General features: G+C 65.3%; 5 protein-coding genes and 7 pseudogenes. 7 read left to right on the forward strand and 5 right to left on the reverse strand.

Features of this window, described 5'->3' with window-relative positions; translation table 11 throughout:
• Positions 1 to 85: pseudogene (locus ABZ622_RS40940) on the forward strand (transposase); the annotation flags it as partial.
• 558 nt (positions 86 to 643) lie between these two features.
• Here the strand turns inward: ABZ622_RS40940 and ABZ622_RS40945 are convergent.
• On the reverse strand, positions 644 to 1,417 hold the full coding sequence (locus ABZ622_RS40945; RefSeq protein WP_360552294.1) for an aldo/keto reductase: 774 nt from the start codon (positions 1,415 to 1,417) through the stop codon (positions 644 to 646).
• 160 nt (positions 1,418 to 1,577) lie between these two features.
• Between ABZ622_RS40945 and ABZ622_RS40950 the strand changes: the two genes are divergently transcribed.
• The gene (locus ABZ622_RS40950; RefSeq protein ID WP_360552296.1) at positions 1,578 to 2,150 is read left to right on the forward strand and encodes a DNA-binding response regulator; all 573 of its coding nucleotides are present in this window, start codon (positions 1,578 to 1,580) and stop codon (positions 2,148 to 2,150) included.
• Between the two features lie 156 nt (positions 2,151 to 2,306).
• Here ABZ622_RS40950 and ABZ622_RS40955 read toward each other — a convergent pair.
• A pseudogene (locus ABZ622_RS40955) lies at positions 2,307 to 3,223 on the reverse strand (transposase family protein).
• A 108-nt stretch (positions 3,224 to 3,331) separates the two neighbouring features.
• On the opposite strand from ABZ622_RS40955, the pseudogene ABZ622_RS40960 reads away from it, so the two are divergent.
• The 5 genes and pseudogenes from ABZ622_RS40960 to ABZ622_RS40980 form a co-directional block, all read left to right on the forward strand.
• Positions 3,332 to 3,734: pseudogene (locus ABZ622_RS40960) on the forward strand (transposase); the annotation flags it as partial.
• 583 nt (positions 3,735 to 4,317) lie between these two features.
• Positions 4,318 to 4,455: a hypothetical protein gene (locus tag ABZ622_RS40965; protein ID WP_360552298.1), complete on the forward strand. Its 138-nt coding sequence runs from the start codon at positions 4,318 to 4,320 to the stop codon at positions 4,453 to 4,455.
• 564 nt (positions 4,456 to 5,019) lie between these two features.
• Positions 5,020 to 6,809: pseudogene (locus ABZ622_RS40970) on the forward strand (reverse transcriptase domain-containing protein).
• Between the two features lie 15 nt (positions 6,810 to 6,824).
• Positions 6,825 to 7,994: a group II intron reverse transcriptase/maturase gene (gene ltrA, locus ABZ622_RS40975; RefSeq protein WP_360552300.1), complete on the forward strand. Its 1,170-nt coding sequence runs from the start codon at positions 6,825 to 6,827 to the stop codon at positions 7,992 to 7,994.
• A 223-nt stretch (positions 7,995 to 8,217) separates the two neighbouring features.
• Positions 8,218 to 8,493, forward strand: a pseudogene (locus ABZ622_RS40980) (transposase); the annotation flags it as partial.
• A gap of 443 nt (positions 8,494 to 8,936) precedes the next feature.
• Here ABZ622_RS40980 and ABZ622_RS40985 read toward each other — a convergent pair.
• From ABZ622_RS40985 to ABZ622_RS40995, 3 genes and pseudogenes are all read right to left on the reverse strand, one after another.
• The gene (locus ABZ622_RS40985; RefSeq protein WP_360552302.1) at positions 8,937 to 10,067 is read right to left on the reverse strand and encodes a winged helix DNA-binding domain-containing protein; all 1,131 of its coding nucleotides are present in this window, start codon (positions 10,065 to 10,067) and stop codon (positions 8,937 to 8,939) included.
• Positions 10,068 to 10,572: 505 nt separating this feature from the next.
• Positions 10,573 to 10,765, reverse strand: a pseudogene (locus ABZ622_RS40990) (isopenicillin N synthase family oxygenase); the annotation flags it as partial.
• A pseudogene (locus tag ABZ622_RS40995) lies at positions 10,734 to 11,404 on the reverse strand (IS5 family transposase); the annotation flags it as partial. The pseudogenes ABZ622_RS40990 and ABZ622_RS40995, both read right to left, overlap by 32 nt.

Below are 11,404 nucleotides of genomic sequence, written 5' to 3' on the forward strand. Positions count from 1 at the left end.
CCGCTGGACTCACCGACGCGAGACGCTGCCCGCCACCTACCAGGCCATCGCCGGCCTCGTCTCCGACCGAGCTACTGCAGCCTGAAATCGGCCGCGACCAGGAGAAACACGCCTCATCCGCTATCGCGCACCAACTCGTTAGGCATTCAGAACAGCTGCCGGGGCTCCAGCGCGTCCCGACGCGTCCAGCGGCGCACCGTGGACACAGAGACGGTATCGGTGATCCCGCACACGGTCAGCTCGACGGCCGGCTCCCGCACCACCAGCGAGCCAGTGCTGCGCCGGTCTCGGCGGGTACTCGGCAGGCCAACGCCTTGGCCCAGGCGACCTGCACACGGGTGAGGCGGGCAGGGCCCCTGAGCGTTTGCGGTCGGTCAGGGGCGGCAGCCCGTCGTCGGCGAAGCGGCCGTGCCAGGTCCGCACGGTGATGTGCGGCCCGGTGCGGCGGCCGAGGGGCGCGTTGGGCCGTTCGCGCGCCGCGTGGATTCCGCCTGGGCCCGCACCCGCAGCCGGTACGCGGTCCTGAGGCCGAAGGCCATCGTCTTCAGCCTCGTACGCTCGGCTGCGGTCGGGAAGATCGGAATGGCAGCGGCCCGGGGTACGGCGGGAAGGTCTGCCTTCAGGATCAGCCGGAATCAGCCAGTCAGCGCCGGAGGTCAGCCAAGGCCTCCTCGGTGAGGGTGAGATCGGCGGTGAGATTCTCCTCCAGGTGATCGAGTGATCCGGTGCCCGGAATCGCCAGCACCGACGGCGACCTCGCCAGCAGCGAGGCGATCGCGACCTGTGCGGTGGTCGCGCCGAGACGAGCTGCGACCCGGCCGAGCCGGTCAGTGTCGAGCGGCTCGACACCGCCGCCGAGCGGGAAGTACGGCACGTACGCGATACCCGTCTTCTCACACGCGGCCAGCAACCCCAGGTCACCGGGATGCCGGTTCTGGACCGCCGTGACGGGCGCGATCGCCCTCGCCTCGGCGAGCTGGGCGGCGTCGACGTTGCTGACGCCCAGATGTCGGATCAGCCCCCCACCGACCCGCAGATAGACCAGGTCGAGCCGGTCCAGCCCGAGAGAGCACAGATCCGCCTCCACGAGGCCACGCAGTTGCCCCGGCGTCGCTTGTTCACTCGGCAGGCCCTTCGGGCCACGCAGCGGACCGACCTTCGTCGCGATCACCAGGCCGTCCGGGTAGGGCGTCAATGCCCTGTGGATCAGCTCATTGGCCTGCACTGGCCCGCGGCCGTAGAAGCCGGCCGTATCGATGTGGTTCACACCCAGTTCCACGGCTCGCCGGAGCACCTTGATCCCTGTCTCCGGCGCTCGCACGGGACCGTCGAAGGTCCCCATCGCCAGGCGCATCGCGCCGAAGCCGAGGCGATTGACAGTCAGATCCCCGCCGAGGGAGAAAGTGTTGATCGTCATGAGGCCCATGTTGTCCGCCCGTCACCACCCCCCGCGAACGCGTGGCAGCTTGCTGCCAGACTGGAGGGATGCGGAAAGAACAGGCGTTCTCCGTCCGAGGGGACACAGAGCTGATGACACGCGCCGGACACCTCTTCGAGTCTGCGCGGAGCGAGTTCCTGTGCGGCGCCCGGGACCTCAGGACCTGGTCGCAACCGCGGGCCAGGGCAGCGATCCGCAACCGGATGCGAGTCGCGTACTCCTCCGGCTTCACCTCCCGCAAGCTGCTCAGCCCGGTCGCCCTCGCCGACGAGGAGGCCCGCACGCATCTGCGGATGGTGCAGAGCAACGGCGCTGCCGTTCGGATCAGCAGCTCGCCGATGCCGCACGAGACCATCCTCATCGACCGGCGCGTGATGATCATCGCGGGTCAGCCCACCCCGCCGGCCGCGAGTACACCGTCACGACGTCGCAGACCCTGGTCGAGGGGGTCCATTCACTGTTCCAGGCGATCTGGGGCACCGCCACCGATCTCAACACCTACCTGCACAGCAACGCCCCGCGCCTCGACGCAGACGGCCGCATGATCCTCCAGGCACTCGCGTCCGGACTCACCGACGCATCGGCAGCCAAACAACTGGGAATCTCGCTGCGCACCTATCGGCGGCGCGTGGCGGATCTGATGGCCGGCCTCAAGGCCGAGTCCCGGTTCCAGGCCGGGCTACGCGCAGGTGAAATGGGGATATCTCGCTGAGCGGCAGCCGTCGCCCCTCTCCAGCCGCCCACGCACATCTGTCGCAGGTCAATCGCCGTGTCAACCCCCGAAGGATCGACGAGCTAGACCGCGTAGGCTCCAACGAGTTGGTGCGTGATAGCGGGTGAGGCGTCGTTGGCCTGCTCGGGACTTCTTTCAGATGTTGGTGGTGCGGTCGGAGACGAGACCGGCGATGGCTCGGTAGGTGTCGGGCAGGCAGTCGCGGCGGTGGGTCCAGCAGGTCAGTTGCTTCCAGCGTTTGTGGTCGGCGAGGGCATGTTCGACTGTGATGCGGTCGGACGAGTGGCCGTGGCGGTCGCGTTCCCACTGCCCGACTCTGCCGGGCAGTGCTCCGGGCCGCGGCTTTCTCGGAGGGGTGATCGCCTGGGCTGGGTGATCACGTCTCAGACCGAGGTAACCGTCGTCCAGGAGGACCTCCACCTCGGGAAACTGCTGGAAGCAGACGGCGATGCCTTCGTTGCGGGCGGCGGTGGTGGCGTGCATGCGTCCAGGCCGCAGTGCATCGGTCCATAGTGTGCAGCCCTTGTAGTCGGCGATCACGGTGGCCTTCATCGTGCTTCTGCTTCTTCTTACCGGAGACGAACGCGCGTCGTCCGCCGCGGCTGGCCGGCGGTCTGCGGACCTGGATCTCGGTGGCGTCCAGGCGCAGCTCGATGCCCTCGGCCCGGGCGTAGGCGAACACATCCGCCAGGGTCCGAAGACGCAGGTCCGGGCGCTCGGGGACCGCGCACCCCCGTTGGGCCAGGAGCGCGCGTATCTCCTGGACGGCCCGGGTGATGGTGGAGCGGTCGACGCCGAAACAACAGGCCCAGGACCGAGTGCGGGAGGTCGTGTCGCAGGTGGATCAGCGCGGCCACCAGCCGGTCGACGAAGACCAGTTGGTGGCGGGCGCCGGCTCCCTCGGCCCGCTTCCTGGCCCCGCCTCGTGCAGCATGGCGGCGGCCTTCGACACCGGCTTGCCACGGCACGGCCAACTCCTCGATCAGGCAGGCCAGATGACGCCGCGAGATTCCGGTGAACAGCCGATGCGCCAGGACCGTCCGATTGACCATGATCGCCACAGACGGATCATGCCATCACCCACGCACGACGCCTCACCCGCTATCACGCACCAACTCGTAAGACCGTGTCCTATGTGGAGATCGCTCGTTGGGCTGTTCATGGGGCGGGATACGTGGAGTTGGATTGTTCCGGACGGGCTGTGGGAGATCGCGAAGCCGTTGATCCCGCCGTCGAAGGTGCGGCCGCAGGGCGGCGGGACGCAGGACACGCCTGATGAGACGCTGTTCGCCGCGATCGTCTACGTGCTGGTGAGCGGGTGTGCCTGGCGGGCTCTGCCGCCCTGTTTCGGGGTCTCGAAGTCGACGGCTCACCGTCGCTTCGTGATCTGGTCCAGGGCCGGGGTCTGGGGCCGGCTGCACGAGGCCGTCATCGACAGGATCGACGAGTGTGGCCTGCTCGACGTGAGCCGCGTGGTCCTCGACTCCGCCCACGTACGGGCCAAAAAGGGGCGCACTCACAGGCCCCAGCCCCGTGGACCGGGGCAAACCGGGTTCCAAGATGCAGTGTGCCACGAACGCAAGAAGGAGACCTATGTAGGAAGTGCTCTGAAAGCGGTGCTGTGCGAAAAATGAGGGAATCGGCCCCTCGGAGCCGCCCTGCGGGGGGAGGCTCCAAACCACCACATGCTGCGGAAGCGGTGACGTGACCGTGGTGAGCGATGTGGAAAAGGCGTCCAAGAGACGTCAGGTGGGGATCAGGAAGACGAACGCAAGTGAATCACTGCTGACGTGTCGTTATGGATGAAGTGACATCAAAACCGGGGTTACTTGTATCGGTCCCGGGAGGAGTCTGGCGGGTGCCCGCCTATTGGCCAGATGATGTCCGGCATAGAGGTGACGTGAATCTGATCTGCCGCTCTTGCGCGGAACGTGGGAAAGCACGCCTCGAAACTGCATCCCGCAGTGGGATGCGAGAGGGAGCGCTCCAAGCTGAGGCCCCGCAAGGAGTTGAGTACTGTCGCGAGACGTGTTGGCGGACCGACTTGTAGTAGTGCTGAAGCCCCTGTAATGGGGGTGGAGCGAAGGAGCCGGGCCATCTGTGGCTGTGTGTATCTGGTCAACCGGAAGTTCTCCGGGAGGAGCCGATGGACGAGCTGAAGCCACCTGACAAGCCGTTCGACATCTCAAAGCGGGAAGTCCTGGAGGCGTATCGGGAGGTCAAGGGAAATCAGGGTGCACCTGGGGTGGATGGGCAGTCCATCGAGGACTTGAGAAGGATCTGAAGGGAAACCTTTACAAGATCTGGAATCGGATGGTGCGCCGTGAGGCGCTTCGTTGTATCCCCGGCACAGCCGGGAGGAACTCGGAGGGAAGTTTCTGGGTCACCCAGCCTACCTGAGGGCGAAAGCCATATGGGAAAGCAGCATGCTGGGAAAGCGGTGATCGTCTGGAGACGTTCAGGGCGAGGTGCCGCAAGGCCCGCACAATATGGTCAAGGCTGGATTGCTTGAAGTCTAATCCCCAGTGGTGTCAATTCCACGCCCGTCGGTATGACGTCTGGAACCGACGGTGCATCATGCCCTGGTGAGACATTCGGATCGGGGCAACCTCCGTGGTGCACAGCGCCGCCCAGCGAGGGCGGACAAGGGGATGAGTGGGCGACCTAAGTTGTGCTCGATACGTACAGCGAAGACGTACCGCGGGATCGCCTAAGGGGCGCGAGCCCTACGGCGACGGAGTGCCCGTATTAGTCGCCGGAGTAACGACCGGCCATGAAGTCCGGGAAAGTCGGAATGAGGGCAAAGGGGCACAGGTGATTATGAGGTTCAGACGGGGAGGGATGCGCAATGCAGAGCGCTGAAACCGTCCTGAGCATCATTCGGGAACGCGGCAGGCGCGGCCTGCCGCTGGAAAGACTGTATCGGCAGCTGTTCAACAGGGAATTATTCCTTGTGGCCTACGGGCGTATCTACTCGAACGATGGGGCGATGACGCCAGGGGTTACCGGGGAGATCGTGGATGGCATGTCCCTGGCCAAGATCGATTCGATTATCAGCGCACTGCGTTCGGAGTCGTATCGGTGGAAGCCGGCCCGACGGGTCTACATCGATAAGAAAGGAACGAAAAAGAAGCGCCCGCTGGGCATGCCAACTTGGTCGGACAAGATCGTGGCAGAAGTAGTGCGCCTGCTCCTTGAGGCTTACTACGATGTCCGGTTCTCCGACCGTTCCCACGGTTTCAGGCCCGGCCGGGGATGCCACACCGCCCTTGACGAGGTGGTGCATACCTGGACGGGAACACATTGGTTTGTCGAGGGTGATATCGCCGACTGTTTTGGCAGCCTGGACCACCAGGTCATGATTGCCATCCTGGCGGAGAAGATCCATGACGGCCGGTTCCTGAAACTGATCGAGCGGATGCTCAAAGCCGGGTATCTGGAGGATTGGCGGTGGAACGCCACACTCAGCGGTGCGCCGCAAGGTGGTATCGCTTCACCGATTCTTTCCAATATTTATCTGGACCGGCTCGACCAGTTTGTTGAACAGCGACTGATTCCGGAGTACACCCGAGGAGAGTTACGTCGGCGCACTCCCGCTTATGCGAGGTTGCAGTACCGGATAGCGGTGGGAAAGCGGCTCGGTGATCGAGAGACGGTCTCAGCGCTACGGCGTCAGCTCCGTCAACTGCCGAGCGGCGACCCAAACGATCCCGGCTACCACCGCCTCAAATACGTGAGATATTGTGACGACTTCCTACTGGGGTTCGCGGGTCCCAAACGTGAAGCCGAGGAGATCAAGGCGCGGATTCAATCGTTCCTGCGTGAACAGCTCAGGCTGGAACTTTCACAATCCAAGACCCTGATCACGCACGCGGCCAGCCAGGCAGCGAGATTCCTCGGATACGAAATCAAGGTGCAGCACGCCGACACGAAAATTACCTCTGGCAAGAGGTCTGCCAACGGCAGGGTCGGCCTGTTCGTGCCCGGGACGTGATCCGGGATCGATGCGCGAGCTACATGCGTAAAGGGAAACCCACCCATCGTGGCCTGTTGGTGCACGATCAGGATTATACGATCGTTGCACGATACGGGGCCGAATATCGTGGGTTTGTCCAGTACTATCTGCTAGCCCAGAATGTTCACCGTCTGGGACGGCTGCGACGGGTTATGGAGGTCTCCTTATTCAAAACCCTGGCCGCAAAGCACAAGTCGACCGTCAACAAGATGGCCCATAAGTATAAAACGGTCATCGAAACCCCGGACGGTCCGCGAACGTGCTGCGAGGCCGTTGTGCAGCGTGACAACGGCAGAAATCCACTGGTCGCCCGCTTCGGCGGGATTCCTCTTAAGCGCAAACGCACTGCCATCATCGCCGACATCAAGCCGACTATGGCGGTCACTAAACGCAACGAGCTGATCCATCGGCTCTTGGCTGGAAAGTGCGAGATGTGCGAGGGGTTGGCAGGGCTGCAAGTCCATCATGTTCGCAAACTCGCCGACCTCAACCGCCCAGGACGGTCGGAACGGCCCGTATGGGTACGGGTAATGGCCATGCGCAAACGCAAGACCCTCGTGGTCTGCGAGCGTTGTCATCAGGATATTCATGCGGGACGGGCCACAATCACCTCCCGAAAATGATTGCTGGAGAGCCGGGTGCGGTCAAAGCCGCCTGCCCGGTTCGGGAAGGGGCCGTCGGAAAAGGACCCGAGCCACGGGCACCTCGTCGGCGGCCTACTTCACTCTTCGGGGACCTACTTCCCACCGGCGGTGCGTGCGGTGGAGATTCCGAAACAGCATGGCGGCGGGACCAGGATGCTGGGCATCCCCACCGTGGCTGACAGGGTTGCGCAGACCGTAGTCGCCCGGCATTTGGGAGTCCGTGTGGAGCCTGTCTTCCACGAGGATTCCTACGGGTATCGACCACGGAATTCGGCCTTGGACGCGGTGGAGGCATGCCGGCAGCGCTGCTGGAAGAAGGACTGGGTGATCGACCTTGACATTCAGAAGTTCTTCGACAGCGTCCGCTGGGACCTGATCGTCCGAGCTGTAGGAACTCACACCGATGCCGCTTGGGTGAAGTTGTATGTGGAGCGGTGGTTACGTGCTCCGCTTCAACTACCCGACGGCACCTTGCAGACAAGGGACCGCGGAACCCCTCAAGGGTCTGCGGTCTCGCCTGTGTTGGCGAACCTGTTCATGCACTATGCGTTCGACAGCTGGCTTGCCCGGACATATCCGGGAATCCAGTTCGAGCGGTATGCCGATGCCGCCGTCGTGCACTGCATCACAGAGCGCCAGGCCCGCGAGGTACTGACCGCACTGGAGAACAGGATGGAAGAGGTAGGGCTGCGTCTGCATCCCGAGAAGACCCGGATCGTGTACTGCAAGGACGACAAGAGGCGGGGCTCGTACGAGCAGACGTCGTTTACTTTCCTCGGATTCACGTTCCGAGCCCGCAAGGCGAGAAGCAGGCATGGGGTGAACTTCACCAACTTCCTGCCTGCGGTCAGCAAGGCCGCCCTGAAGAAGATAGGCAGAGAAGTTCGCTCGTGGCGGCTTCACATGCAGATCCACCTCACGTTCCACGAGCTCGCACGAAGGATCAACCCCATCGTGCGTGGCTGGATGCAGTACTACGGGGCACATTACCGCTCCCTGCTGCATCCACTCCTCGCGCGCATCAATGCCTACCTGATGCGCTGGATTCGCAAGAAGTATCGGCGGCTCCGGAGTTTCAAAAAGGCCCATGCATGCTGGAAGCGAATCATCCGCCAGCATCCAAGGCTTTTCGCCCACTGGGCATGGACTCCGACGTTCTGGTGACCAAGATGGCAAGAGCCGTGTAACGGGAGACTGTTACGCACGGTTCTGTGGGAGCCCGGGGGTGAAATTCCCCCGGGCCACCCGACCGTCCTGTCCGACGCGGACGGACTGCCCCTACGCGTCGGACTCTCCGCGGCCAACACCCACGACAGTCAAGGCCTGAAGCCCATGCTGGCCGGTCTCCAAACGAGACACGACCCCCACCGCGGCTGGGACTACAAACCCCCGCAAACTCCACGCCGACAAGGCCTACGACATACCCGACCTGCGTAAATGGCTCCGTGGAAAACGTATCGGCGTCCGCATCGCCCGCAAAGGAATCGAATCCAGCGAACGACTCGGACACCGAAGGTGGGTCATCGAACGCACCATGTCATGGCTGACCGGCTATCGCAGACTCAACCACCGCTACGAACGCCACCCCCGCAACTACCTGGCCTTCCTCGGCCTCGCCGCCGCCCTCTGCTGCTACAAACGACTCCTCCGACTCACCACATAGGACACCGTCTAATTCATGTGCACTGTGGGCGCGTTCCCCCAGGTGAGCGAGCCGAGGCCGGGCCGAGACCATCGGCCGGCTTGATCGCCGTCTGAGCCGACGGCGCTGTCCGTGGGCCCGGAATGGCAACTTCTGCATCGGCATCGACGAAGAACAGACCGGCTGACTCTTCTCCGACCGGGAACCCGACAACGTGGCTGTTCCTGCTGCGACCGTCGGACACCACCACGCCCCTCTCGCCCGGATGCGCCCGGCAGCAACCGGGCGCCACCTCATCCCCGCCCACCACTGCGAGCGCGAGCCGTGGTTCGAGCGCGTGGCACTCACCCGCGGCATGTACCGCTTCGAGCGTCGTGGAGCGCGGCACCGACCTCTGCGGGCGGGTGCCTGTGTCAACGAATCCTGAGTGGGCACCGCTGAAGTCCGAACGAGGAGCCAGCTGGTCACAGCATCCGCATCTCGGTCTCGGGGAGCTTCGCCCACCAGTGGTGGTAGCGGCTGTAGACCTCTGCCTCACGGTCGTCGAGTAGCGCCCTCATGGACTGGGCCTCCGCGGCGAGTCCGCCCCAGGTCGCGGGTGACAGGGAATGGAATGCCGCGGCCTCGATCCCGCCGTCCACCGGGCGCCACACACCAGCGACGTAGCCGTCCACCAGCAGGGTGGGCAGTACGTCTCCGTTCCTGCGGATCACCAGGGGGCGATAGGCCGGGGGTATCACCCGGCTGCGGTCGGCGTAGGCCAGGAGAATGCTGTCCCACATCGCCATGAGCCGGGGCGGCGCGGGAGTATCCGCGGGCGGCCGGGGGGCGGCCGGGAGGTCGAACAGCGTGCCGCCGTCCGGACCTTGGAGCTGCTCGACAGCTCCTTCCAGTGAGCGCAGCGCCTCGCGGACGGGTGCCCGCTGCACCATGGCGAACTGCGCCACATCCGCCACCGACGCGGGCCCGAAGCCTGCCAGGTAGCGGAGAATCAGGGTCCGCAGCGCGTGTGGAGCCACCGCCCGCCCCGCAGGGACGGGTCCGGTACCGGCCGCGACGAAGGACGGCCGCAGGCCGAATGACCACGGCGTTTCTGTTGGGGCATGGTGCAGAGGCGTGTACGCCTTCAGCCCCCACCACGCCCCGTCCTTCTTCTCGGCGCCGACCCGCTGCTCGAACCATGCCCGCATCTCCGCCGAAGTCCGCGGTCGGCGGGCGAAGGCCAGCAGTTCCGGCACCAGCTCGTCGGCGTCCGCCGGGGTCAGCCCCACGTCCGCGAAGCGGGAACCGAGCCGGGAGGCGTACAGAGTGGACTGCATCGCTGCACGCAGGACCGGATAGTCCTCGGCATGCACGGCGTGCAGGGTGATCCGCATCAGGGTCGCCTTGACCACCTCACGCCCCTCGAAGGCGGCATCGAGCTCGGCCGGAGCGAAACCGCTGACCCGGTTCCACAGCGCGAGGTACGGCGAGGCGGGATGCTGCGCCTGCAACGCCATCACGCGCCGCACCGCGTCGGGGATGGTCAGCTGCTGGCGCTCCAGCAGTAGCTGACGGCTGAGGGCTGCCCTGTTGAGTTCGCGCGCAGTGATCATAACGGCGCAGGGTACCGCCCGGCCCCACGCCCATCAGCAGCCCGCCCCCCACTACCTTCTTCGTGGCTCCGCAACGGGGCTCCGGCCTTCGGGCCCGGCGTGACTTCCCCCTTGTTCATGACAATGCTGTTGTTTTTGGGGTCGGCAGGGCGTTGGGCTGTTCGTGCTGGTGTCGCGTCCGGAGCGGCTGGGGTTGGGGATCTTGCGGCTGGGCAACGGCGAGCTCCTCCTGGCCCGGGTTGCGCGGATCGGTATGCCGGGCGTTGGGTTGGTGGGCGGCGAGGCGCGGCCGGTCGCCGAACTCCCGCCTTCCCAGCGGGTAGTGGCCCCGCCGGTGGCTCCGGGCCGCATGACCGGTGACACCGGCGGGGCTGGATCCAAGGCCGGCGTCAGTCCCCGTTGGGGTCGAGGACTTGGCCCTTGAGCTCGATCGGGCCGGCGTCAGCCGAGGATGGTGCATATTGTCGTGGAGGTAGTCGCCGGCTCGTACAGCGTTGTAGGGCCTGCGGCCGAGGGGCGCCGGCAGCGAGGTGATGTCGGTGTGGGGCGCGCAGGCGTGAAAGTACACCAGTGAGGTGAGTTCTTCCTGTGGGGCCTCTGCGGGCGACGGCAGAAACGCGGTGGCTGCCGGAGCGCCGGTAGTCTCCGCTCCAGCGAGCCATGAGGTCACCGATGTTGAGCGTGTAGGTGCAGGGCTCGCAAGAGGTCCTGACAAAGGTGTTGGACGTGGTGGTGGGTGATGAGGCAGGTGGCGAGGCCGAGGAAGGCTTCGTGGATGTCGTCGTGTCGTCCCCAGCGAACGCTTAGGCGTCGGAAGCCGTGCAGCCGGGCGATGGCGCACTCGACAACCCGGCGGTGGACCCCGAGGCCCGAGCCGTGCGGGACACCGCGTCGGGCGATGACCGGTTTGATGCCCTGCGCCCAGACGAGGCGGCGGTACTTGTCGTGGTCATGGCCTCGGTCGGCCAGCAGCAGGTCGGGCGTCGCCTCGGCCGGCCGACCAGGCCCGCGACGGACGGGATCTTCGCGAGCGGGAGCGTCAGCTGGGTGACGTCGTTGCGGTTTCCGCCGGTCAACGACACGGCGAGTGGAATGCCCTGTCCATCGACGAGGACGTGGTGCTTGCTACCCGGACGTGCCCGGTAGACCGGGCCGGGTCCGCTTTTGGGCCGCGTCGAGCGGCCCTGACGTGGCTGGAGTCGATCACCGCCCCCGACCAGTCCAGCTGCTTCGCCGACCGCAGCTTCGTCCGCAGGACGGCATGAAGCCGGTCCCACACGCCGGCCTCGTTCCACGCGGCAAGCCGCCGCCGGCACGTCATGCCGGACCCGAACCCG

Source organism: Streptomyces sp. NPDC007164 (assembly GCF_040634135.1).
Classification (GTDB): domain Bacteria; phylum Actinomycetota; class Actinomycetes; order Streptomycetales; family Streptomycetaceae; genus Streptomyces; species Streptomyces sanglieri.

Bases quoted from the DNA above. Each gene is read 5' to 3' on its own strand.
- ABZ622_RS40965 (WP_360552298.1), top strand. From the start codon at position 4,318: ATGGACGAGCTGAAGCCACCTGACAAGCCGTTCGACATCTCAAAGCGG.
- ABZ622_RS40945 (WP_360552294.1), bottom strand. From the start codon at position 1,417: ATGACGATCAACACTTTCTCCCTCGGCGGGGATCTGACTGTCAATCGC.
- ABZ622_RS40985 (WP_360552302.1), bottom strand. From the start codon at position 10,067: ATGATCACTGCGCGCGAACTCAACAGGGCAGCCCTCAGCCGTCAGCTA.